The sequence below is a fragment of the Streptomyces sp. NPDC051243 genome (assembly GCF_044455405.1).
GTDB lineage: Bacteria > Actinomycetota > Actinomycetes > Streptomycetales > Streptomycetaceae > Streptomyces.
Window position 1 is genome coordinate 645,461 of the sequence record NZ_JBITES010000003.1, and the last position, 23,035, is coordinate 668,495.

A 23,035-nucleotide genomic window follows, 5' to 3' on the forward strand; every position below is an offset into this window, starting at 1 on the left:
GCGTCTCTTGTGATTTTCGATTCTGGCGATGAGCGGGGAGGGGTCATGGCCGGCCGACGGCTACACGGGTGTCTGGGCGCGGTGGTTGTGCTGGTTGTGGCTCTGCTGACCGCCATGCTTCTGGGAAGAGCATGGAGTGCCTGCGACGCGGGGGTGAACAGTGCGGCCAACGGAGGATTTCTGCTCGTGGTCTTCATCCCCGTTCTCTGGCTCGTCCTGATGGCCATATGGCTGGGGGCGGGGGCTTTCCTGGGGCGGCGTCCCGCCGTCCGCGCCGTTGTCGTCGGGGCGCTGATCCTCACCGTTTCCTGGTGCAGCATCTCGCTTTTCTGGGAAGTCGACCCTTACCACTGCCCCAGCGGCGTGCCGTCGTGGTGGCCGGACTTCGTACCGGCTCCCGGATTCTGAAACGGTCGAGACTGTGGTCAGGATATTCTCGGCGTGCGGTTTGCCCGCATGAGATCCGAGGTAATTCTGTAGTCGCGAGGCAGGTAATCAACCGCCTGGTCGAACAGCTACTCCGGCGCCGACGAGGGCCTTCACCAATTCTGGCAACGATGCCTCGACCTGCACGACGCCCTCGTCTGCCTCGCCTGCGGCCTCAGTTGGCGAGGCGAAGGCCGTCGTCCCGCGCCCCCGCCCGGGTGCGGACCGCGCGGATGTCGTCCGTGCGGCGCAGGGCGACGGACAGGGCGCCGATCTCCCGTAGCAGGTCCGTGGTGTCGGGGGAGCTTCCGCCGACGTCCTCCCGTGCCGCGTTCCTGGCTTCCACGGCGTCCAGGATCGCCACCGCGGAAGCGAGGGCCTTGGCCCGGTCGGGTGGGTGGCCGAGGGCGAGGGCGGCGTCGTGGGAGCGGGCGCGGCGGTCGTCGTCGATGAAACGCGCGAGCGGCAGCAGCACATCGCGGATGAACGTCTCCCGGCGGATCAGCCGCAGCTCCGGGGTGGCGCGCAGGACGAAGGGGATGCCGCCGCCGTTGACGGTCTTCATCAACAGGTACAGCGGCCGCAGCTCGTGATGGGCGACGTGCAGGCGCCAGCGGTCGTGCAGATACTGGCCGGCGTGCGGCAGGATAAAGCCCACCGCGATCAGGACGGCCGACAGGCAGGCGATGGGGGGCGCCACGGCCGTGCTCAGCCAGTCCAGGTTCCGTCCGGTCCAACGGGCCACCACCGCGGTGAGCTTGGCCGCGTCGAAGACCAGCTGCGACGTGTACCCGACGCCGAGGAACTTCAGGCCCCAGCGCAGCCAGCCGTCGAGTCCGTCGGTGCGGATCCAGTTCCAGATCAGATAGTTGGTGACCAGGGCGGCGGCGGTGTGCGCGAGCAGATAGAGCAGGATCATCTCGCGCATGTACGGGGTGTTCGCGTAGTACGTGTCGAGGTCCCGCAGCCGCTCCACCGGCACGTCCGCGAGTGCGAACAGCACCCACAGCGCGACGATCACGCCCGAGTAGACGGCGATCACGCCCCGCATGGCGCGGCGGGTGCGGGTCGAGCGGTCGGACAGGCCGTTGCGCCAGGTGATGATCAGCAGCAGACAGGACGCGCAGAACGCGGTGAGCAGGGAGTAGACCCAGGGACCCGAGAAATTGGTCACCCCGGTGAGCCGGTTGACCCGGGCGATCGTCGACGGCGCCACGAACACGAACACCGCGCAGGCGAGCAGCAGCAGACCGCCGACGGCGCGCAGCAGCGGGTCGTGCCACAGCTGGATGATGGTCGGCAGCTTGATGGCCAGGGCGGCGGCCAGGATCCCGGCGGGGATCCACCAGAAGTTCGGGTAGAACTCGTTGACGAACCCGACAGGGGACAGCGCCAGGACCGTCACGGTGCCGCACCTCCCCGCGCCCCGCGGTACCCCAGGGCCCGCTGCACGGGCTCCAGGGGTACGTCCGCCCCGCCCGACAGCAGCGGCCGGAAGGCGGCGGCCAGCCGGTGCCCGAAGTCGTCCGCCTCGGCCTCGTCCCGCTCCCGGGAGCCGTTGCGGGCGGCCACCGCGAGGGCGATGTCCTTCCAGCCGGGCCGCCCGGCGAGCGCGTGCGCGGCCGCCGTGCCGTCCGTGTGGTGGTGGCCGTGTCCGGCGTGCAGATGCCACAGCTCATGGCCGAGGATGACCAGCCGCTGCACGGCCTCGGCCCGCTCCTCGACGATGACCAGGTCGAAGTCCTGGAACTCCACCCACAGCCCGGTCACTTCCAGCTCGTCGGGGAACCGCTCGAACCGCAGCTCCACGGGCCGCCCGCCGCGCCGCGCGCTCATCTCCGCGCACAAGGCGTGACACAACTCGTCCACGTCGGCAGGGGGTTGGGCTCTCGCCCGCACGGCTGCCCTCAGGCCTGCGGTCAGCTCGCGCATCCCGGATGCCCTGTGAGAGCGCCGCAGGCGTAGCACCGAGGCGATCCGGGCCGCCCTCTCGCGCGCTCCCGTGATGTCCATCGCGTCCCCTGTTCTCCCGCCGCTCGGCGAGCCGTTCGAGCCTACGCGGCCCGAAGTGTCCGCGTCATGCCATCCGCGGACCGTCGTTCAACGGGGAACGACCCACAGCCAACCGGGAACCACCGACGGCCGGCCGGGAACGACCCACAGTCAACCCGGAACGACCCACGGTCGGCCGGGAACGCCCGTCGCCACTCGCAATCCATGCACAAGGCATTGACTAGAAAGCGCTTCCACTTTACGGTCCCGCCCGTACGTCGACAGCACGGGCAGGCCGATGCTGGAGGCGGCGGAGACCTGCTCCTGGCAGGCCACGGACGGTACATCGGCACAGGCGGCCAGTCGGTCTTCCGAGCCAAGGGTCACGACTGGCTGGCGTACCACTACTACGACGCGGAAGACGCCGGCACACCCAAGCTGGGCCTGAACAAGCTGAACTGGCAAAGAAACGGTTGGCCCAACGTCCCCTAGGGGCGCGAGGAACTGCGCGATCAGCCCCCACGCACCCGCAGACGCCACCCATACAGAACCACCCCCTTCGAAAGGCGACCATGCACACCGCCCGTTTCACCCTCGACCCCGCCTTCACCATCGGCGAGGTCAACCCCCGTGTCTTCGGCAGCTTCGTGGAGCACCTCGGCCGCTGCGTCTACACCGGCATCTTCGAACCCGACCACCCCACAGCCGACGACAAGGGTCTGCGCCAGGACGTCCTGGACCTCGTCCGCGAACTCGGCGTGACAGCCATCCGCTACCCCGGTGGCAACTTCGTCTCGGGCTACAAGTGGGAAGACTCCGTCGGCCCCGCCGAAGACCGCCCCCGCCGCCTCGACCTCGCCTGGCACTCGACGGAGTCCAACCGCTTCGGCCTCTCCGAGTACATCGACTTCCTCCGCAAGGTCGGCCCCCAGGCCGAGCCGATGATGGCCATCAACCTCGGCACGCGCGGCGTGGCGGAAGCCCTCGAACTCCAGGAGTACGCCAACCACCCCGAAGGCACGGCCCTCTCCGACCTCCGCGTCTCCCACGGCGACAAGGACCCCTTCGGCATCAGGCTCTGGTGCCTCGGCAACGAGATGGACGGCCCCTGGCAGACCGGCCACAAGACGGCGGAGGAATACGGCCGCATCGCCGCCGAGACGGCCCGCGCCATGCGCCAGCTGGACCCCAAGGTCGAACTCGTCGCCTGCGGCTCCTCCAGCCAGTCCATGCCGACGTTCGCCGAGTGGGAGGCGACGGTCCTCGAGGAGACGTACGACCTCGTCGACTACATCTCACTGCACGCCTACTACTGGCCGCAGGACGGCGACATCGACTCCTTCCTCGCCTCCGCCGTGGACATGGAGTCCTTCATCGAGAACGTCGTCGCGACCGCCGACCACGTGGGCGCGCGGCTGAAGTCCAAGAAGAAGATCAACCTCTCCTTCGACGAGTGGAACGTCTGGTACCTGCCCGAGTGGGAGGAGCACGCCAAGACGCAGGAGGACTGGCCGGAGGCTCCCCGCCTCCTGGAGGACAACTACAGCGTCATGGACGCGGTCGTCTTCGGCTCGCTCCTCATCGCCCTGCTCCGTCACGCCGACCGCGTCACCGTCGCCTGCCTCGCGCAGCTCGTCAACGTCATCGCCCCGATCATGACCGAGCCGGGCGGCCCGGCCTGGCGGCAGACGACGTTCTTCCCCTTCGCGCAGGCCGCCAAGTACGGCCGTGGCCAGGTCCTGGACGTCCGGGTGGACTCCCCGACGTACGAGACGAAGAAGTACGGCGAGGCCGACCTGCTGCACGCCACCGCCGTACGCGCCGAGGACGGCACGGTCACCGTCTTCGCGGTCAACCGCAGCCGTACCGAGGCGCTGCCTGTGGAAGTCGCCCTGAACGGCCTCGACCTGACGGCGGTCGTCGAGCACAGCGCCCTCGCGGACGCCGACCCGGACGCCCGCAACACCCTCGACGACCCCGAGCGGGTGACCCCGCACGAGGTCGAGGGTGCCGAGCTGAAGGACGGCCGCCTCACCGCCGTACTGGAACCGCTGTCCTGGAACGTGATCCGGCTGGGCTGACGTCCACTGGGCCGACGTCCATATCTTGGACGCTCGTCCGAATCATGGACACCCTCAGCTCGCCCTCAGGCTGATGCCCTAAAGTCCGGTCCCGTCCATCCATCCCTACCAACCCGGTAGGGAACCTCGGAAAGACGGGACCGGCCGTATGCGCACGCTGATAGTGCTCGCCCTCGCGGGCCTCGGAGCCCAGCTCGTGGACGGCAGCCTCGGCATGGCCTACGGCGTGACGTCGACCACCCTGCTGCTGGCCATGGGCACCAACCCGGCCGCCGCCTCGGCCACGGTCCATCTCGCCGAGATCGGTACGACGTTGATGTCCGGAGCCTCGCACTGGCGGTTCGGGAACGTCGACTGGAAGGTCGTGGGGAAGATCGGCGTGCCCGGCGCGATCGGGTCCTTCCTCGGCGCGACCGTCCTGTCGAAGCTGTCGACCGAGGTGGCCGCACCGCTGATGTCGCTGATCCTGCTGGGCCTCGGCGTGTACGTCATGTCCCGGTTCACCTTCCGGGGCCTGCCCAAGGACCGGGTGGGGCTGCCGCTGCGGCGCCGCTTCCTCGCGCCCCTCGGCCTGGCCGCCGGGTTCCTGGACGCGACCGGCGGCGGGGGCTGGGGCCCGGTCGGCACGCCCGCTCTCCTCGCCTCCGGGCGGATGGAGCCGCGCAAGGTCATCGGCTCGATCGACACCAGTGAGTTCCTGGTGGCGGTGGCGGCGAGCCTGGGTTTCCTGCTCTCGCTGGGCTCACAGGGCATCGACTTCGTATGGGTCGCCGCCTTCCTCGTGGGCGGCCTGGTCGCCGCGCCGATCGCCGCGTGGCTGGTGCGCATCCTGCCGCCACGGGTGCTGGGTTCGGCGGTCGGCGGCGTCATCCTCGTCACCAACGTGCGCACCCTGCTGAACAGCGACTGGATCGCGGCCTCCGGCGCGACGGCCGTGGCGGTCTACGTCGCCCTGTACGCGCTGTGGGCCGCCGCCCTGGCGTACTCGATCCGCGCCCATCTGAAGGAGGGGAAGGCGGCCGGGACCGAGCCCGTCGTGGAGCGGCAGCCTGTGAGCGCCTGACCGGCCGGTTGGCGGGCGGTGCCGGCGCTCGCTGTCAAGGTCGCCTTGTAGCCGTCGGACACGCTGTCGCCGAGTGCCGTCAGAGGCGGGGCGGCCTCGCCGTACTCGGAAAAACACCACGTAAGCCGATGAAGAGCTGCCCGGTGTGAATGGTCTCGCCGCCTGTGTACGAGTCGTCGGTGAGCGTCATATCCGCTGGTGCCTGGGGAAACCGGGTTCCATCGCTCAACACCGCGGTGAATGGCCGGAGTTCGACCTGGCTGGAATGCAGGGGGCTCCCTACGATTCCAACGCCTCCGGCCTTCACAGAAACCCCACTGTTTCTTCAAGGGTTCGGCAAGTCGGAGGCACAGCCACCCCCCAACCCCAGGGAGAGATCCATGGCACGTGGACTCCTGAGATTCCTGCTGAGCGGCGGCGCGCTGGCCGCTCTGCTCACCGGCGCGCTGCCCGCGCAGGCGGCGCCGGCGTTCGAGGACCCGCCGCCGGACAAGATCGTCATCAAGGTCGCCACGGTGAACGGCTCCGGCTGCCCGCAGGGCACCACGGCGGTCGCCGTCTCCGAGGACAACACCGCCTTCACGGTCACCTACAGCGACTACCTCGCCAAGGTCGGCGGCAACTCCGACCCCACGGCGTTCCGTAAGAACTGCCAGCTCAACCTGGTCGTGCACGTACCGCAGGGCTTCACTTACGCCATCGCCAGCGCCGACTACCGCGGCTTCGCCGCCCTCCAGCCCGGCGCGAGCGCCATCCAGCGAGCCTCGTACTACTTCCAGGGCTCTCCGAACACACAGTTCCGCAACCACCCCTTCAACGGCCCGCTCAACGACAACTGGCAGGCCACCGACAGCACCGACTGGGCCCAACTGGTCTGGGCGCCCTGTGGAGTTCAGCGCAACTTCAACATCAACACCGAGCTGAGGGTCAACGCCGGCACGTCCTCGCCGGACAAGGTCAGCTTCATGACGATGGACTCGACGGACGGGGACATCAGCACGGTGTACCACCTGGCGTGGAAGGAGTGCCCGGGTAAGTAGTTCTACGGACGCCGTGGGGTCCGGTCGCCGGTGATGATCGGGGCCCACGGCGTACGGCGGACGGGGGCGGGCATGGCGGCGACAGGGCGGACGGGCACGGGCTCGACGGATGTGAGACCGAGGCCGCCGCTTCTCCAGCCGCCCCGTGACGGGCGGCGCGGGCCGCGATGGTGGCTGGGCTGGCTGGTGCCGGTGATCGCCGCGCACCGGCTGTGCGGGCCGACCCGACCCGACCGGATCGTCGACCCCCTCGTCGATCGCGTCCGCTTCTGGCGCAGCGCGCTCGGCCTCGTCCTGACGGTCGCCTCCTGGCTCGCCCTCGGCCTGGTACCCGCGCGTGAGATACCCGGCGAGTTCCTCGAGAGCTTCGTCTACGGACTGGCTGCCCTCCAGTTCCTGTTCTTCGTCGCCTGGGTGGCGATCGCCATGGTGCCCAAGGGGCGCAGGTGGAGAGCGGCGGTGCGGTGGCGCGGCCCGCTCCTCGCGATCGTCCTCACCTTGACCGCGATGGCCGTGCTGAACCGGTCCGGGCTCTCCGGCTGGCCACCGACCTCGCCCGCCGCGGCCGCCGTCGGGCTGTGGCTCCTCCTCTTCGGCGGTTACGGCAGCTTCCTGCTCATCTCCGGCGGAGCGCGCACCGCCGACGTCAACGACGCCCTGCCGACGCTGGTGTCCCTCCTGCCGATCCTGCCGTTCACCCTCCCGCAGCTGGGGGACCCGGCGTACGACAGGTTCCCGATGGCGGTGCGCCTGCTGGTCCACCTGACCGGCCCGATCACCCTGCTCCTGCTGGCCCGCTGGGAGTTGCGGCGACTGCGGGTGCTGCACGGGGTGCGGATGTCCGACATGTGGCGCCGGGTCTGAGGGCCGGACATCCGCACCGGCTGGAGGGCTCGTCAGCTCCGGTCGACACAGCTGCAGCGGGAATCCGGTCTGGTCCGGCACGGGACGCTGTTGATGAGCTGCCGGCGGGCAAGGTGACGGTTCGTCAAGTCCGTTGTCGGTCAGCACGGACGGTGGCGGGCTCGAACCTCCGGCAAATGTCCACACCAGCGCACCAGGAGTTCATGCCGGGCCTGACCGTCCGCCACATCGATGGCACCGCGCGCCGTCTTGCCGCCGAAGTGTCCGTCTTGGGAATTGCCTTGCAACCGTCGGGAACGCGGTAAGGCGACAGGTCCCGTGAAGAAGTTGGCGTATTCGGTGACCCGACGGTCATAGCGGTGAAGCAGGTCGCCGTAATGCGTCGTGGAACGCCATCGGGCGGCTGGCCGTCTCCTCTTGGGCGTGCTTTGATCCTTTCGCTGTCTGTTCAATCGAAGGGAACCGCAGGTCATGAGCTTCACGCCGCAGATTGAAACGGCTGAGATAGCCGACGCCGCTCTGGACAACGTCTCCGGTGGTCAGGCGGGCGGTGCCGCTGCCTCCGGCGGTATCGCGGGCGCCCTGTCCGGCGGCCTTGCCGGCGGTCTCTCCGAGTCCGTGTCCGCCGTCGCCTGCGCCGATGTCTTTGCCTCGGTCTCGCCCGAGGGTGTCGCGCTGGGCGTGCACGCGCACGCTGCCGCCGCTCACTGAGGAAATACGCGCAACGGGCCCCGGAATTTGATTCCAGGGCCCGTTGGCTTGTGCCGGCTTGTATTGGCTTGTGTTTCGTTCGACGGTTTCCGAGGAACTCAGGCGACCGATGCCCTGAAAGGATCGGTGGGGATGATCCCCGCCTCGTCGAAGAGCTGCTCCAACGCCTCGTGTCCGTGACGTCTGCGGAACTCGATCTCGGCGGTTGTCACGGGCAGCGTCCACAGGATGCGGGTGTCTCCTCCGGGAAGCGGACACTGTTCAAGGCCGGGTCCGTGGAGATAGGGCAGGCTGATCAGCAGGTGGTCGCAGGTGGAACCCGGAATCCACGGTTCACCGATCGGCATGCTGTGCTCCACATCGAGTCGATGTCCACCGCAGTGGTAGTAGGCGATCATCGCCATGAGGTCGATGAATCGCTGGTCGCGGACGGGGGCGGTCATGACGAACTCGAGGCCGTGACCGTCGCTCTCCGAGGCGGCCCAGCATCCGGCGGTCACATAGGCCCAACTGTCGGTGCGGGGGCCGGGCCCCACGACGAGAACACGTAGATCAGGCACCGTCCCCCGACGCTCCGGCCCGAGATCGCAGTCGACGACGTCGACGGAGTGCCCCTCGAAGAACGCCCGGACGTGCGACTCGACGGCTTCAGCGGCGGGCAGACTCGCATCACTCACCTCGCGATCATCCCAGGCCACGACGGAATGCTTGCCGACTGTGCGTGAGCAGCTCGCGCAACGCGGGGTTGTGCGCGCTCTTCCAGACCAGGGCGAGCAGGGCCGGCGTTTCGACGTCATCGATGGTGCGGGCGGTGAGCCGGTCGCGGTAGCTCGCGGCCATCGAGTCGCTGAGGATGGCGACTCCGAGGCCGCGGGCGGCGAGGTCGGCGATGGCCTCCGCGGCGCTGGCCTCCAGCGCGATGGTGGGCTGGAGGGCCTGCGCGGCGCAAGCCTGGTCGAATACCGTGCGCAGGCCCGTGCCGGGGGGCATGCACACGATCGGGTGGGCCATCAGGTCGCGCAGGGCGACTCGCCGCCGTTTCGCCAGGACGTGCCCGGCCGGGACCGCTGCAACGAGCCGCTCGCTGATGATGGTCAGCGCGTCCAGCCCGTCGGGGGTGGCGGTTGCGGCACCGACGAGTGCCAAGTCGATGGCGCCGGTGCGCACTCCCTCGACGAGCCGGTCAGATCTGTCCTCCAGCAGCGAGATCTCCACACCGGGATGCGCCTCGTGGAACGCGGCGAGTGCGTCGAACAGCGGAGTGAGGGTGCAGCCGATGACCATCCCGACGGTGAGCCGACCCCGGATGAGGTCGGTTACCTCGCTCACCGCCTGGCCGACCGCACCAGCCGCCGCGAGTACGTCGCGGGCATGCTGAAGTGCGGCCTTCCCGGCGACGGTGAGGGTGACGGTGCGGGCCGAGCGGTCGAACAGCTCGGCGCCGAGCTCACGTTCCAGCTGGCGGATCTGGGCGCTGACGCCGGACTGGCTGATGTGCACCCGCTCGGCGGCACGGGTGAAGTTCCGCTCTTCGGTGACTGCCACGAAGTACTCGAGCTGCCTCAACTCCATGACTGGGGATTCTAGTTCTCAGAAGAACCATCTGTTGGACTTCTGGTCGGTGAGCGACCAGGCTGGGAAGTACCGAAGCACCGAAGCCCGAGGCCAGGAGGAACCAATGCCGGAGTACGCGAAGGCCATGCGGCCCGAAGACATCACCCGACTGTTCGTCGAGCGGTCCAACGCCGGTGACGCGGCCGGCGTCGCCGCGCTCTACGCGGAGGACGCGGTGCTGGCCTACCCGCCCGGCGAGCAGACGGTGGGGCGGGAGGCGATCCGCGCACTGTGGGAGAAGGTGCTGGCCAACGGCCCCCGCTTCGAGCCGGAACAGCCGTTGCCGACGCTGATCAGCGGCGACATCGCTCTCACCTCGACCCCACCGAAGGACGGGGCCGGCGCGCGGGCACAGGTCGTCAGGCGCCAGCCCGACGGAAGCTGGCTGCGCGTGCTCGACCAGCCGGAGTTCGCCCCGCCTACCAGCTGATCCCGGAGACGAACGCCCCCCAGGCTTCCGCGGAAAGGACCAGCTGACGCTCCTCCGGGGTCTTGGAGTCGCGGACGTGGATGGCGTGGGGGGAAGTGGCGACCTCTACGCAGTCGCCGGAACCGCCGCTGCTGTAGCTGCTCTTGAACCAGGTCAGTTCGGACGTGCTCATAGGTCTCCTCGCATCCGCTGCAACAGGCTCATGGAGTCTTTGAAGTTGAGAGCCTGTGAGCGCATCCTGGCATACCGCATCTGGAGCATGCTGACCACCTTTGGGTCAGCGATGAACTGGCCACTTTCCTGCCCCTCGCAGTAAGCGAACCACTTGTTCTCCGGGGTCTCCAGCAACTGCATGGGGCCGTCCAGCCCAGCGTGGGTCTCCTGCTCCGTCGGCATGATCTGGATCTCCACGTTCCGCAGTTCGGCGATTTCCAATACGTGATCGATGAGCTCACGGGTGGCCTCCAAACCGCCCGTTCGCCGTCGGAAGAGGTGCTCCTCCAGGATGAAGGCGAAGGCCGTGTTCGGCCGTTCCCGCAGCAGCCGCTGCCGCTCCGCCCGCGCTACCCACTGCGCTTCGATCTGGTCATCGCTCAGAGGCGGGAGCTGGTTGGTGAACAGGGTCCGCGCATACGCCTCGGTCTGCAACAACCCAGGAATCAAACGGCATTCGTAGGTGTACAGCGTGATCGCTACCGCCTCCAGCTTGGCCCACCGCCGAAACCAGGCCGCCAACCCCGGCTGCCGAGCCAGATGCCGCGCCGCCTTCCGCAAGGCCCCCGTGTTCCCCAGCACCGGCTCCGACCGCTCCGAAAACGTCGGATCCGGCATCCGTCGCCCCAACTCCACCGACGCGACGGAGTGTTTGGACAGCCCCACCAGGTCCCCGAACTCCTCCCGGCTCAACCCGGCATGCTCCCGCAACGCTTGCACGACCGCCCCGAACGTCCGCAGACTGTCCGAAGACTCCGGCTCGCCGCCCGCAGCCGCACTCGTCCCCAGCGCACCATCGACCACTGTCGGTCACCTCCCGCGCACATGCTCACGGTTGGTCACGAGTACTGTCCAGTCTGTAACCGCGTACGCTCCCGCAGCGTACGCGCCGCCCACCTGGTGAACCCCCCGTCACAGCGGCCAAATTGAGCGCATGCCAGCACCGCTCACCCCCCAATCCTCGCTCACCGTACGTACGTTCACCCAGCGCCTCAGCGCCACCCCGCGCGGCGCCCGCCTCGCCCGGCACCTCGCATTGGCCCAGCTCCATTCCTGGGGCATTCCGCACGGCAGTACGGCCTCCGACACCGTCGCACTGATCGTCGCCGAGCTGGCCGCGAATGCCGTCACCCACGGTCGCGTCGCCGGACGGGACTTCCAGCTGCGGCTGGCGCTCCCCACGGGCAGCATCCGTATCGAGGTCAGTGACACGCGCGCCGAGGCCCGGCCCCCGAAACCCGGGGACGTACGGCCTTCATGTCCCCTCGACGAACATGGCCGGGGCCTCGTCCTCGTCGAGGCGCTGGCCGACCGGTGGGAGGTGGTGGACCGGGACGCGGCACCCGGTAAGACGGTCCGTGCCGAGGTGGATCTGCCGAGGTGGTCGTCGCTGGTCGGATCTGATCCAGGTCCGGTGTGAGGTCGACGGGCTACCGCGCCTCGGGGTAGGCGACATACTCAAGAATGCCGTGCCAGCGTGAATGGCTCACTTCCAGGGCTTCCGGGTCGATCTCGCTCATCCGCTCGGTCAGTCGCCGGGCCGCTCCCTCGGGGTCGAGGATCTCCCGATCCGACTCGAAGTCGTAATTCGGGCGTTCCTTCTCCAGCAGGTGGAGAAAGTGGGCGAAGGAATTGAGGTCCTTGTTCAAGGGGTAGCTCTCGAACTCGTCACCCGGAAGGCAGTGAACGACACCCGTGACCCCGTCCAGGGCGATGTCGTCGTAGGGGATCGTCCCGAGGAGCAGCCAACCTTCCGCCCCCTCGGGCAGGTTCGTCCATCGCTCGCGGAGGTCGTCGTAGCAGTCGCCGACCGCTCTCACCTGCTCCGGCGTCCCGTCCACCAGGTCGAACCAGGGGTTGGGGCGAGAGGGAATGCCGATGTGGCGCAGGAAGTGCGAGCTCGGTCCGTGCTGGATGTTCGCCACCACTGCTTCGGGAAACGTGATGAGTTCCTCCGGGCGGAACTCGGTCTCCAGGGTTTCCCGGTCGATGGGCGGTGTCATCTGGTGATCTGCCTTCTTGCGGACAGCGGGGACGACCGGGAAGTCAATCATGACTGCCAACAGTGGCGCCTGAACGCGGCGTAGCTGCAACGCCGTAAGGGGCGCGGGGAACTGCGCGACCAGCCACAACGGTCCCGCAGTCGCTCGCGCTCAGTACCTCCTACGGCGAGAAGGCGTTACCCAACCTGCCCCATTCCCGCCGCATTCGGCCAGCTCTGACTGTTCGGCCACCCAGTAGCCGGCGCAGGCGTAAGCCCCGGCCCCGTGGTCCCCCGCACCTGAGCCGCCGTAAGCCCACCCCGAGCCGGCACTCCCGGAGGGGTGGGCGCAGGCATCGCCGCCGCGGCCGGCGCCAGAGGCGACGGGAACGTCATCGGCGCGGGAGCGGGAGCGGGAGCGGCAGGCGCGGGAGCGGGAGCGGCAGGCGCGGGAGCCGGAGCCGGAGCCGGCGCCGGGGCCACAGGAACCGGCGCCGGCATGGGCATCCCGGTCCCCTGCGGTACCGCCTGCGGCTGAGCCGCCGCAGGCACAGGCATCGGCGACGCCATGGCCTGCGCCGCAAGCCCCTGCATACCCCCGCCGTTCGTGGAGCCGACCAACCGATCCACGGCCGCCGTACCCGAGCTGTAGGTCCCTGTAGCCAGCTCGGGCACGGCGGCCGCTCCCCTCCTGGTCCCGTAGAGCACCTGCTCCAGGGCGGACACCAGGCGACGCACGTCCACCTGGGGGCGCACCACGAGTCGCAGGAAGCGGCTGGACGAACCGATCTTGTTGCCGCACTCACGGACCAGGATCCGGTGCTCGGTGAGCAGCCGGTCCCGGACCACGGTGCCTTCCGCGCCCACGGGGAGGCGCACGAAGAGGAAGTTGCCCTGGGACGGATAGACCGTCAGGCCGGGCAGCGCGGAGAGCTGGCTGGCCATGTCGAGGCGGTCCTTGCGCACCTGGTGGAGGCTCTGCGCGTACTCGGCGCCATGGTTCTTCAGCATGAACACCACGTGCTCGGCGAAGGCGTTGAGGTTCCACTTCGGCAGCATCGAGCGGACCATGCCCGCGAGCGCCGGGTTGGCGACCAGGTAGCCGAAGCGGATGCCGTGCAGACCGAAGTTCTTGCCGAGGGAGCGCAGGACGATGACGTTCGGCCGCAGCATCGCCTCCTGCACCACCGACGGCTCCTGCTCGGCGTCGGCGAACTCGAGGAACGACTCGTCGATGACCACCAGGTCCAGGTCGGCCATCGCGTCCATGAACTGCACCAGCGCGTGCTTGTGGAGGTAGCCGCCGTCGGGGTTGTTCGGGTTGCAGATCACCGCCACCCGGGTCCCCCTGGCCCGGATGAACTCGGCGTACTGGGCGAGGTCCAGGGCGAAACCGCTGGACTCCTGGAGCGGGAACATGTCGACCCGCTTGCCGGTCTCCATCGGCTGGTCGGTCCAGCGGCCGAAGGTGGGGACGGGGATGGCGAGGGACTCCCGGACCATCAGGTGGTCGATCCAGGTGATCAGCTCCGTGGAGCCGTTGCCCATCGCCACGCACTGCGGCGGGAGCTGGAGCAGGCTGCACAGTTCGGCCGTGATCGTGTCGGCGCTGCTCGGGTAGTACGTGATGATGTCCCGCAACCGGGACGCCATGTCCTGGAACATCTCCGGCGTCGGGAAGTACGGGTTGCAGGGGATGCAGAAGTCGACCGGACCGGCCCCGTCGCCGCCCTCCCGCGTCAGCGCCGCCATCGACGGGCTGTGTGCCGCGGTGCTGCGGAACAGCGAGGTGACGTTGTCGGCCATGGAACCTCCGTGTTCTGGGTGGCCCGCGCGGGGGAGCACGGGCCGCCCTTACATACGGAGGCTGGGGTGGCGCTGTTCAACCACTGAGGAATCGGTGAGAACTTGTGTGACGCCTGTGAAGGGTTGTCAGGTTTGTCAGCAGGTGAACGAGTGCACCGTCGTCGAACGGTACGTCTGCCCCGGTCGCAGCACCGTCGACGGGAACGACGGCTTGTTCGGCGAGTCCGGGAAGTGCTGCGTCTCCAGGCACAGCGCGTCGCCCTGCCGGTAGGTGCGGCCGCTCGGGCCGACCAGGGTGCCGTCGAGGAAGTTGCCCGAGTAGAACTGCAGGCCCGGCTCGGTGGTCGACACCATCAGCATCCGGCCGGAGCCGGGGTCCCGCAGTACGGCCACCTTTTCCGGCTCCGCGGTCGCACCCTTGTCGAGCACCCAGTTGTGGTCGAACCCCTTGGCGTACAGCAGCTGTTGATCGGCGTGCCGGAGGTCCGCGCCGACCGGCTTGGCCCGGCGGAAGTCGAACGGCGTGCCCGCGACCTCGGCCGGCTCCCCGGTGGGGATCAGGCGCGCGTCGACGGGGGTGTACCGTCCGGCGGCGATCTCCAGCTCGTGGTGGTGGACCGAGCCGCTGCCCTCGCCCGCGAGGTTCCAGTAGACGTGGCTGGTGAGGTTGACGACGGTGGCCCTGTCGGTGGTCGCCTCGTAGTCGATGCGCCAGTCGCCCCGCGAGGTGAGGGTGTACGTCACCTTCACCGCGAGCGTGCCGGGGAAGCCCATCTCCCCGTCGGGGCTCGTGTATGTCAGACACAGCCCCACGTCCGAGTCCCGCTCGAACGGCTCGACCTCCCACACCACCTTGTCGAAGCCCCCGACGCCGCCGTGCAGGCTGTTGCCGCCGTCGTTGACGGAGAGCGCGTACGTCTCGCCGTCCAGCGTGAAGCGGCCCTCGCCGATGCGGTTGCCGTACCGGCCGATGAGGGCGCCGAAGTACGGGGACTCGCTGACGTAGGGCTCGATGGTGTCGAAGCCGAGGCTGACGTTCGCGTACCGGCCCTCGGCGTCCGGGATCTCCAGCGACTGCACGATCCCGCCGTACGACAGGACCCTCAGCCTCGTCCCGCCGTTCTCCAGCGACCAGCGGTGGATCTCGGTGCCGTCGGCGAGCTTGCCGAAGAGTTCCTTCACGGGTGACGCCCCACTTTCATCAAAAAGGGGGCCCCGCCCTTCGGCGAGGCCCCCTTCCGGCGCGGTCAGTTGCCGCCCTTGCGCTTGTTCCACACGTCGAACCCGACGGCGGCAAGCAGGGCGAGGCCCTTGATGACCTGCTGCCAGTCGGTGCCGACGCTGAGGAGGTTCATACCGTTGTTCAGCACGCCGAGGACGAGACCGCCGATGATCGCGCCGAGCACGGTGCCGACACCGCCGCTCATGGACGCGCCACCGATGAACGCCGAGGCGATCGCCTCGAGTTCGTAGCTCAGCCCCGCCTTCGGCGAGGCCGCGTTCAGTCGGGCGGCGATCGCCAGACCCGCCAGGGCCGCGAGCACGCCCATGTTGACGAAGACCAGGAAGGTGACCTTCTTGTCCTTCACACCGGACAGCTTCGCCGCCGGCAGGTTGCCGCCGATCGCGTAGATGTGCCGGCCGAAGACAGCGTTGCGCATGAGGTAGCCGTAGCCGACGACCAGCGCACCCAGGATCAGCAGGATGATCGGCGCGCCCTTGTAGCTGGCCAGCAGCATGGTGACGGTGAGCAGAGCGGCCGAGATGGCGACCAGCTTGAGCAGGAAGATGTTGAACGGCGCCACCTCCAGCGCGAACTCCTTCTGGCGCCCGCGGTCACGCATCTCCTGGATGACCACGAAGGCGATCATGGCGAAGCCCAGCAGCAGCGTGATGTTGTGGTAGTTGGTCTCCGGGCCGACCTCGGGCAGGAAGCCGTTGCCCATCTTCTGCAGGCCGTCCGGGAACGGGCCGAGGGTCTGGCCCTCCAGGAGGATCTCCGTGACACCCCGGAAGACCAGCATGCCGGCGAGGGTGACGATGAACGACGGTATGCCGAGATACGCGATGAAGAACCCTTGCGCCGCGCCCGCGACCGCGCCCGCCAGCAGACAGAGGACCACGGCGACCGGCCAGGCCACATCGTGTTGCACCGTCAGCACGGCGGCGAACGCGCCCACGAAGGCCGTGAGCGAACCGACCGACAGGTCGATGTGGCCGGCGACGATCACCAGCATCATGCCGATCGCGAGGATCAGGATGTAGCTGTTCTGCAGGACCAGGTTGGAGACGTTGCGCGGCAGGAGCAGGTCGCCGTCGGTCAGGATCGCGAAGAAGGCGACGATCAGGCCCAGGGCGATCAGCATGCCGTACTGGCGCATGTTGCGGCGCAGGCCGTCCAGCATCAGCTGCAGCAGGCCGCCGCCCGTGGCCGATCCGGTCCCGCCCGGCGGCGCCGGGGCCGGGCTCTTGGCGGTCACTTCCGTGCTCATCGGGTTACCTCTTTGTCCTTCGTCATCTGGCGCATCAGCGATTCCTGCGAAGCCTCGGCCCGCGAGAACTCACCGGTCAGCCGCCCCGCGGCCATCGTGTAGATGCGGTCACACATGCCGAGCAGCTCGGGCAGCTCGGAGGAGATGAAGACGACCGCCTTGCCCTGGGCGGCCAGCTGGTCGATGACCGTGTAGATCTCGTACTTGGCACCGACGTCGATGCCGCGCGTCGGCTCGTCGAGGATCAGCACATCGGGACCGGCGAAGATCCACTTGCTGAGGACGACCTTCTGCTGGTTGCCGCCGGACAGCTTGCCCACCGGCTCGAAGACGGTCGGCGCCTTGATGTTCATGGACTTGCGGAAGCCCTCGGCGACCTGCCGCTCCTCGTGCTCGTCGACGACGCCGCGCTTCGCGACCTTGTTCAGGGCGGTCAGCGAGATGTTCCGGTTGATCGTGTCGATGAGGTTGAGGCCGTAGTGCTTGCGGTCCTCGGTGACGTACGCGATGCCGTGCCTGACCGCCTCGGCCACCGACTTCGTACGGATCTCGGTGCCGTCCTTGAGGACCGTGCCGCCCGCGTAGCGGCCGTAGGCCCGGCCGAAGACGCTCATCGCGAGCTCGGTGCGGCCGGCGCCCATGAGGCCCGCGATCCCGACGATCTCCCCGCGCCGCACGTGGATCGACACATCGTCGACCACCTTGCGCTGCTGGTCGATCGGGTGGAGCACGGTCCAGTCGCGGATCTCCAGGGCCGGTGCCGCGCCCTCGTCCGCGTCGTGCGGGGTGCGCTCGGGGAAGCGGTGGTCGAGGTCACGCCCCACCATGCCGCTGATGATGCGGTCCTCGGTGGTCTCCGGCGCCTTCACATCGAGGGTCTCGATGGACTTGCCGTCGCGGATGATCGTCACCGAGTCGGCGACCTTGCGGATCTCGTTGAGCTTGTGGGAGATGATGATCGAGGTGATGCCCTGCTTCTTCAACTCCAGGATCAGGTCCAGGAGTTTGCCGCTGTCCTCGTCGTTCAGGGCGGCCGTCGGCTCATCCAGGATGAGCAGCTTCACCTTCTTGGACAGGGCCTTGGCGATCTCCACCAGCTGCTGCTTGCCCACGCCGATGTCGGCGACACGGGTCTCCGGGTGGTCGTCGAGACCGACCCGGCGCAGCAGCTCGGTGGCGTGTCGCAGGGTCTCCCGCCAGTCGATGAACCCGCCCTTGGCGTGCTCGTTGCCGAGGAAGATGTTCTCCGCGAGGGAGAGGTACGGCGACAGCGCCAGTTCCTGGTGGATGATGACGATGCCGCGCTGCTCGCTCGCGCGGATGTCCTTGAACTTGCAGACCTCTCCCTCGAAGAGGATTTCGCCCTCGTAGCTGCCGTGCGGATGGACGCCGGAGAGCACCTTCATCAAGGTGGACTTCCCGGCGCCGTTCTCACCGCAGATGGCGTGGACCTCGCCTGGGCGGACGGTCAGTGTGACGTCCGACAGCGCCTTGACGCCGGGAAAGGTCTTGACGATCGAGCGCATTTCCAGGACGGGTCCCGCCATGGTCGTGCCTTCCAATCAGAGTGTGCCGGGTGTTACTTGAGGTCGCTTGCCTTGATGTAGCCCGAGTCGACGACGACCTTCTGGTAGTTCGTCTTGTCGACGGCGACCGGCTCCAGCAGGTACGCGGGCACGACCTTCGCGGTGTTGTCGTACGTCTCGGTGTCGTTGACCTCGGGCTTCTTGCCGTTCAGCAGCGCGTCGACCATGTTCGAGGCCACCTTGGCGAGTTCGCGGGTGTCCTTGTAGACGGTCATCGACTGCTGGTCCGCGATGATCGACTTCACCGAGGCGACCTCGGCGTCCTGCCCGGTGACGATCGGCAGCGGCTTGTCCTTGGAGCCGTAGCCGTCCGACTTCAGCGCGGAGAGGATGCCGATGGAGATGCCGTCGTACGGCGAGAGGACGGCGTCGACCTTGCCGCTCTTGTAGTCCTTGGTGAGGATGTCGTCCATGCGCCGCTGGGCGGTGGCGCCGTCCCAGCGCAGGGTGGTGACCTTGGTGATGTCGGTCTCGCCGGACTTGACGACGAGCTGCTTCTTGTCGATGTACGGCTGCAGGACCTTCATCGCGCCGCCGAAGAAGTAGCGGGTGTTGTTGTCGTCGTTGGAGCCGGCGAACAGCTCGATGTTGAACGGGCCCTTCTTGGAGCCGTCCTTCAGACCGAGCTTCTCGACGATGTAGTTGCCCTGGAGCTCGCCGACCTTCTCGTTGTCGAACGAGGCGTAGTAGTCGACGTTCTCCGTGCCCAGGATCAGGCGGTCGTAGGAGATGACCGGGATGTTCGCGTCCTTGGCCTGCTGGAGCACGTTGTTCATCGACTTGTTGTCGATCGCCGCGACGATCAGGGCCTTCACGCCCTGCGTGATCATGTTCTCGATCTGCGAGACCTGCTTGGCGGGGTCGTCCTCGCCGTAGACGAGCTGGGTCTTGTAGCCCTTCGACTCCAGGTCGGCGACGACGTTCTTGCCGTCGGCGATCCACCGCTCGGAGGACTTGGTCGGCATCGAGATGCCGATGGTCCCGCCCTTGGAGTCCCCGGCCTCCTCCTTGCTGCCACCCTCACCGCTCTGGCCGCAGGCGGACAGGGTCAGGGCGAGGGAGGCGGCTCCGGCTATGGCGGCGAGTGCGGCTCTGCGAGTGCGCATGGTCATCATCCTTGATGTTGTGAGCAGGGCTCGGTCTGGCGAGGGGAAGACGCTTTCGAGAGCTGAACGCTCAACCGATGGTGTGTGGGATTGTGTTCGACTGCGTCTTCTTCTGTGAAGGGGGTTTGTCCGGAACGTTATGCGGGAGTTTCGAATCGCTTCAGCGTCCCGGGCAGCCGTGAACCGAGAGGCGCCATGTCGCCGTCAGCTCCGTGCCGTGCGAGGAGGTCCAGCGCCAGGCGTCCGCGCCGTACGCGTTCCTTGGCGGTGGCCAGCGTCAGGTCCCTCATGTGGTGCCCGTAGGGATAGATCCCGGGGGCCTTGGAGAGCCCGAACTTCAGGTAGAGCGGTGCGCCGCGCCGGATCAGCTCGGCGACCTCGTACATCCGGATGTAGCCGCCGAGGTCGTCGGGGGCCTCGATGTACATGTCCATGGGGGCGGCGGAGATCCGCCGGATCTCGGTGAGGTGATCGAGCGTGAGGTCGCTCGGCACGTTGATCGAGTCGGCGCCCAGGTTCTCGTACACCGCGTACGCGGCCGGGTTCACCGGACCGATCAGTGCGCTCACCTTGAGCGTCGTGTCGGCCGGGATGATCCCGGCGGCCCGCGCCCGGTGCAGCGCCCACAGCACGCCCTCGTCGGCGACGAGGAGGCACTTGACGCCCAACTCCGTTGCCCGTACGGCGTCTTCGACGCAGCCGGCGACGGCGTCGTGGCCGCGGGCGCGCAGTCCGGCGCCCTTGGAGTCGGTACGGGTGGAACCGCCGATGTCCCAGGTGCCGCGCGGGCCGGTGAACAGGCAGAGCTCGATGTCGCGCTCGGCGGTCGCGTCGACCATCTCGGTGATCTCGGCGTCGGTCAGCATCCACACACCGCTGCCCTGGCTGATCCGGTGGATCGGCACGTCGAGCCGTGACGCTTCCTTCAGGACGACGGCCAGCGCTTCGGGACCCTCGCACGAGGGGATCTCGGTGCGCCAGCGGCCGCCGCCCGGGAAGGTATGGGGCGAGGCGTCGGCGGGGGAGAGGTCGGGTGCGCCCAGGCCGAGGGCGGTGAGCGCGGGCTCACCGGGTCGACGGGCTGCGGAAGCGTCGGTCACAAGGTGTCCTTAGTGTTCGATATTTCGGACGAAGTTCGCGGCTCTGGGTGCGGGGGGCTATGGGTGTACGCCGGTACGACAGCCGTCAGGGTGCTCCCGTACCGGCGTACGACTAGGGGTGAAGGAGGACCTTACCCACCTTCGGATCACCGGATCCGACCAGCTCGATCGCCTGCGGGAACTGCTCCAGCGGCAACTCGTGCGTGACCAGCGGCAGCGGATCGAGCAGGCCGGCCGCGAACACGCGCACCGTGTGCGCCCAGGCATCCGGCGGCGCCCCGAAGACGGTGTGCACCTCCAGCTGCCGTACGACGAGATCGGTCGGGTCGAGCCCGTCCGCGCCCGGCGCCGGGATGCCCGTCAGGATCAGCCGTCCGCCGCGGCGCAGCAGGGCGGCGGCGGTGCGCGCCGCGTCCGCGGACCCGGCGGTCTCGATGACGACGTCGAAGTCGTCAGGCAGTTCCTCGTCCTTGGTGCGGAAGTCCGTGGCCCCGAACCGCTTCGAGAGCTCGGCCCGGTCCGGACGCGTCCCCACGACGAGCAGCTCGGCCGGCGAGCCCGCCTTCAGGAACTGAACGGCGAACATCCCGAGCGTGCCCGTGCCCACCACGGCCACCCGCTCGCCCGGCACCGCGTTCGCCTTGAGCGCGGCGGCCGCGATGCACGCGGCCGGCTCCAGCAGCGCCGCCGCCGTCAGATTCGCGTCGTCCGGCAGAACGTGCAGCAGGCGGGCGGGAAGCGTGAGCGTGGGGGCCATGGCGCCCGGCTGGGTGAAGCCGGTCTCCTCGTAGCCCGCCGTGCACAGTGTGGTCTCGCCCGCGTGGCAGCGGTCGCAGACCTGGCAGTTCCGGAAGCCCTCGCCCACGACCTTGCGGCCCACCAGACTCGAAGGGACGCCGTCACCGACCGCCGCCACCGTCCCGGACCACTCGTGGCCCGGCGTGAGCGGATAGCGGACGTACCCCTCCGGCCGGTTGCCCTGGAAGACCTCGCGGTCGCTGCCGCAGATCCCCGAGGCGTGTACCCGGACCAGGGCCTCGCCCGCTTCCGGCTGCCGGGGCTCGTGCGGGACGAGCCGGTGCTCGCCCGGAGCCTCGATCACGACGGCGGTGCTCACGGGGTCCTCCCAGGGGGTGTTCTGAAGGTCCTGTGCGGTGCCCGCGGTGTTCGGTGCGTGCCCTCGGCGTGCCGGACGAAGGCCCTAGTGGCGGACCTGCTTGGGTCTTTGGCCGGTGCGGCGAGGGTGCGTGCCGGGCGCCGTGGGTGCTGTGCGGGACTTTCAGAGCACCCCCTGGCGCCGGGTCGGTGGCTGGGGGGTCTCACTGGCTTCCCTTGGGCTTGCGCTGCTCCCAGCCCTCGGCCCACAGGTCGAACCGGGCCTGCTGCTGCGGGAACTCCGCGGCGGCGTCGACGTCCAGCTCCACACCGAGACCGGGCTCGTGGGAGAGGTGGAAGCAGCCGTCCTCGGGGTTCACCTGGGGGGCGCCCTTGATCACCTTCTTGATCTCCGCGTCCGCGAAGTCGTTGAAGTGCTCCAGGATCTTGAAGTTCGGTGCGGTGAAGCCCACTTGGAGGGAGGCGGCGGTCAGGACCGGCCCGCCCACGTTGTGCGGCGCGACCAGCATGTAGTGCGTCTCGGCGGTGGCGGCCAGCTTGCGGGTCTCCCAGATACCGCCGATGTGGCCGACGTCCGGCTGGATGATGTCCACGGCCTGGCTCTCGAAGAGCTCGCGGAACTCGATGCGATCGTGGATGCGCTCGCCCGTGGCGACCGGCATGTCGACCTTGGCGGCGACCTTCTCCAGTGCCTTCAGGTTCTCCGGCGGCACCGGCTCCTCCAGCCACGCGGGCTTGAAGGGCGCCAGCTCCTTGGCCAGGCGGACGGCCGTGGCGGGGGAGAACCGGCCGTGCATCTCCAGCATCAGCTCGGCGTCCGGGCCGATGGCGTCGCGCACGGCCTCGATCAGGGAGACCGCGTAGAGGCTCTGCTCGTGGTCCAGCTCGAAGTGGCCGGTCCCGAACGGGTCGATCTTGAGCGCCCGGTAGCCGCGCTCCATGACCCCCTGGGCAGCCTTGTGGTACGCCTCGGGCGTCCGCTCGGTGGTGTACCAGCCGTTGGCGTACGCCTTGACCTTGTCGGTGACCTTGCCGCCGAGCAGCTGCCAGACCGGCACGCCGAGCGCCTTGCCCTTGATGTCCCAGCAGGCCATCTCGATGACGGCGATGCCGGACATCACGATCTCGCCGGCCCGGCCGTAGTCGCCGTACTTCATCCGCTTGACGAGATCCTCGACAGCGAACGGGTCGGAGCCGAGAATGTGGTTCGTCTTCGCCTCGTGCAGATAGCCGAGCAGCGCGTCGGTGTGGCCCAGCATGCGGGTCTCGCCGACACCGGTGAGTCCCTCGTCGGTGTGCACCTGGACGTAGGTCAGGTTTCGCCACGGCGTTCCGACCACGTGTGTGCTGATTCCCGTGATGCGCACGGTACTCCCTGTCCTCTTCGGTTCTGTTCGAAATATCGGCACTCGTT

Annotated in this window: 23 protein-coding genes; 8 read left to right on the forward strand and 15 right to left on the reverse strand. The window is 68.4% G+C overall.

Features of this window, described 5'->3' with window-relative positions; all coding sequences use genetic code 11:
* Nucleotides 1–45 precede the first annotated feature (45 nt).
* The gene (locus ACIBAG_RS10150; protein WP_399103064.1) at nt 46–408 is read left to right on the forward strand and encodes a hypothetical protein; all 363 of its coding nucleotides are present in this window, start codon (nt 46–48) and stop codon (nt 406–408) included.
* A gap of 193 nt (nt 409–601) precedes the next feature.
* On the opposite strand, the gene ACIBAG_RS10155 is transcribed toward ACIBAG_RS10150, so the two are convergent.
* Nucleotides 602–1,831: a DUF6545 domain-containing protein gene (locus tag ACIBAG_RS10155; RefSeq protein ID WP_399103067.1), complete on the reverse strand. Its 1,230-nt coding sequence runs from the start codon at nt 1,829–1,831 to the stop codon at nt 602–604.
* Nucleotides 1,828–2,439 carry a toxin-antitoxin system, toxin component family protein gene (locus tag ACIBAG_RS10160; protein ID WP_399103069.1) on the reverse strand — a complete coding sequence of 204 codons (612 nt, stop codon included), beginning with the start codon at nt 2,437–2,439 and terminating at the stop codon, nt 1,828–1,830. Before ACIBAG_RS10160 ends, ACIBAG_RS10155 begins: the two co-directional genes overlap by 4 nt.
* 551 nt (nt 2,440–2,990) lie before the next feature.
* On the opposite strand from ACIBAG_RS10160, the gene ACIBAG_RS10165 reads away from it, so the two are divergent.
* The 5 genes from ACIBAG_RS10165 to ACIBAG_RS10185 all read left to right on the forward strand — a co-directional run bounded on the left by ACIBAG_RS10165 (nt 2,991) and on the right by ACIBAG_RS10185 (nt 8,177).
* Nucleotides 2,991–4,499, forward strand: a complete 1,509-nt coding sequence (locus tag ACIBAG_RS10165; protein WP_399103072.1) for an alpha-N-arabinofuranosidase — start codon at nt 2,991–2,993, stop codon at nt 4,497–4,499.
* A gap of 148 nt (nt 4,500–4,647) precedes the next feature.
* Nucleotides 4,648–5,562, forward strand: a complete 915-nt coding sequence (locus ACIBAG_RS10170) for a sulfite exporter TauE/SafE family protein (protein WP_399103073.1) — start codon at nt 4,648–4,650, stop codon at nt 5,560–5,562.
* A gap of 380 nt (nt 5,563–5,942) precedes the next feature.
* Nucleotides 5,943–6,602, forward strand: a complete 660-nt coding sequence (locus tag ACIBAG_RS10175; RefSeq protein ID WP_399103075.1) for a DUF4360 domain-containing protein — start codon at nt 5,943–5,945, stop codon at nt 6,600–6,602.
* A gap of 33 nt (nt 6,603–6,635) precedes the next feature.
* On the forward strand, nt 6,636–7,466 hold the full coding sequence (locus ACIBAG_RS10180; protein ID WP_399103078.1) for a hypothetical protein: 831 nt from the start codon (nt 6,636–6,638) through the stop codon (nt 7,464–7,466).
* Nucleotides 7,467–7,937: 471 nt separating this feature from the next.
* Entirely contained in the window at nt 7,938–8,177 is a 240-nt protein-coding gene (locus tag ACIBAG_RS10185) for a hypothetical protein (protein WP_399103080.1), read from the forward strand.
* 98 nt (nt 8,178–8,275) lie between these two features.
* Here ACIBAG_RS10185 and ACIBAG_RS10190 read toward each other — a convergent pair whose 3' ends face one another.
* Entirely contained in the window at nt 8,276–8,854 is a 579-nt protein-coding gene (locus tag ACIBAG_RS10190) for a suppressor of fused domain protein (protein ID WP_399103082.1), read from the reverse strand.
* Between the two features lie 7 nt (nt 8,855–8,861).
* Complete coding sequence (locus tag ACIBAG_RS10195; RefSeq protein WP_399103085.1) at nt 8,862–9,749, reverse strand: LysR family transcriptional regulator; 888 nt, start codon at nt 9,747–9,749, stop codon at nt 8,862–8,864.
* A gap of 106 nt (nt 9,750–9,855) precedes the next feature.
* On the opposite strand from ACIBAG_RS10195, the gene ACIBAG_RS10200 reads away from it, so the two are divergent.
* Nucleotides 9,856–10,221 (forward strand): YybH family protein, encoded by a 366-nt coding sequence (locus ACIBAG_RS10200; RefSeq protein ID WP_399103087.1) that lies wholly within the window; start codon nt 9,856–9,858, stop codon nt 10,219–10,221.
* On the opposite strand, the gene ACIBAG_RS10205 is transcribed toward ACIBAG_RS10200, so the two are convergent.
* The gene (locus ACIBAG_RS10205) at nt 10,211–10,393 is read right to left on the reverse strand and encodes a DUF397 domain-containing protein (RefSeq protein ID WP_399103090.1); all 183 of its coding nucleotides are present in this window, start codon (nt 10,391–10,393) and stop codon (nt 10,211–10,213) included. The genes ACIBAG_RS10200 and ACIBAG_RS10205 overlap by 11 nt on opposite strands.
* The gene (locus ACIBAG_RS10210; protein WP_399103092.1) at nt 10,390–11,238 is read right to left on the reverse strand and encodes a helix-turn-helix domain-containing protein; all 849 of its coding nucleotides are present in this window, start codon (nt 11,236–11,238) and stop codon (nt 10,390–10,392) included. The genes ACIBAG_RS10205 and ACIBAG_RS10210 overlap by 4 nt, the downstream gene beginning before the upstream one ends.
* A 130-nt stretch (nt 11,239–11,368) precedes the next feature.
* Between ACIBAG_RS10210 and ACIBAG_RS10215 the strand changes: the two genes are divergently transcribed.
* Nucleotides 11,369–11,854, forward strand: coding sequence for an ATP-binding protein (locus ACIBAG_RS10215; protein WP_399103094.1), 486 nt, complete (start codon nt 11,369–11,371; stop codon nt 11,852–11,854).
* Nucleotides 11,855–11,864: 10 nt separating this feature from the next.
* Here the strand turns inward: ACIBAG_RS10215 and ACIBAG_RS10220 are convergent, their stop codons facing one another.
* The 9 genes from ACIBAG_RS10220 to ACIBAG_RS10260 all read right to left on the reverse strand — a co-directional run bounded on the left by ACIBAG_RS10220 (nt 11,865) and on the right by ACIBAG_RS10260 (nt 22,988).
* On the reverse strand, nt 11,865–12,488 hold the full coding sequence (locus tag ACIBAG_RS10220; protein ID WP_399103096.1) for an SUKH-4 family immunity protein: 624 nt from the start codon (nt 12,486–12,488) through the stop codon (nt 11,865–11,867).
* Between the two features lie 125 nt (nt 12,489–12,613).
* On the reverse strand, nt 12,614–14,221 hold the full coding sequence (locus ACIBAG_RS10225) for a pyridoxal phosphate-dependent aminotransferase (RefSeq protein WP_399103099.1): 1,608 nt from the start codon (nt 14,219–14,221) through the stop codon (nt 12,614–12,616).
* Between the two features lie 135 nt (nt 14,222–14,356).
* Nucleotides 14,357–15,472: an aldose epimerase family protein gene (locus ACIBAG_RS10230; RefSeq protein ID WP_399103313.1), complete on the reverse strand. Its 1,116-nt coding sequence runs from the start codon at nt 15,470–15,472 to the stop codon at nt 14,357–14,359.
* Nucleotides 15,469–16,713, reverse strand: a complete 1,245-nt coding sequence (mmsB, locus tag ACIBAG_RS10235) for a multiple monosaccharide ABC transporter permease (protein ID WP_399103102.1) — start codon at nt 16,711–16,713, stop codon at nt 15,469–15,471. Before mmsB ends, ACIBAG_RS10230 begins: the two co-directional genes overlap by 4 nt.
* Nucleotides 16,710–18,260 (reverse strand): multiple monosaccharide ABC transporter ATP-binding protein, encoded by a 1,551-nt coding sequence (gene mmsA / locus ACIBAG_RS10240; protein WP_399103104.1) that lies wholly within the window; start codon nt 18,258–18,260, stop codon nt 16,710–16,712. The genes mmsB and mmsA overlap by 4 nt, the downstream gene beginning before the upstream one ends.
* 32 nt (nt 18,261–18,292) lie before the next feature.
* Entirely contained in the window at nt 18,293–19,405 is a 1,113-nt protein-coding gene (gene chvE, locus ACIBAG_RS10245) for a multiple monosaccharide ABC transporter substrate-binding protein (RefSeq protein WP_399103107.1), read from the reverse strand.
* 137 nt (nt 19,406–19,542) lie between these two features.
* The gene (locus ACIBAG_RS10250; protein WP_399103109.1) at nt 19,543–20,505 is read right to left on the reverse strand and encodes a hypothetical protein; all 963 of its coding nucleotides are present in this window, start codon (nt 20,503–20,505) and stop codon (nt 19,543–19,545) included.
* A gap of 112 nt (nt 20,506–20,617) precedes the next feature.
* Entirely contained in the window at nt 20,618–21,622 is a 1,005-nt protein-coding gene (locus tag ACIBAG_RS10255) for a zinc-binding dehydrogenase (RefSeq protein WP_399103111.1), read from the reverse strand.
* Between the two features lie 202 nt (nt 21,623–21,824).
* Nucleotides 21,825–22,988, reverse strand: a complete 1,164-nt coding sequence (locus ACIBAG_RS10260; RefSeq protein WP_399103114.1) for a mandelate racemase/muconate lactonizing enzyme family protein — start codon at nt 22,986–22,988, stop codon at nt 21,825–21,827.
* Between the last annotated feature and the right edge of the window lie 47 nt (nt 22,989–23,035).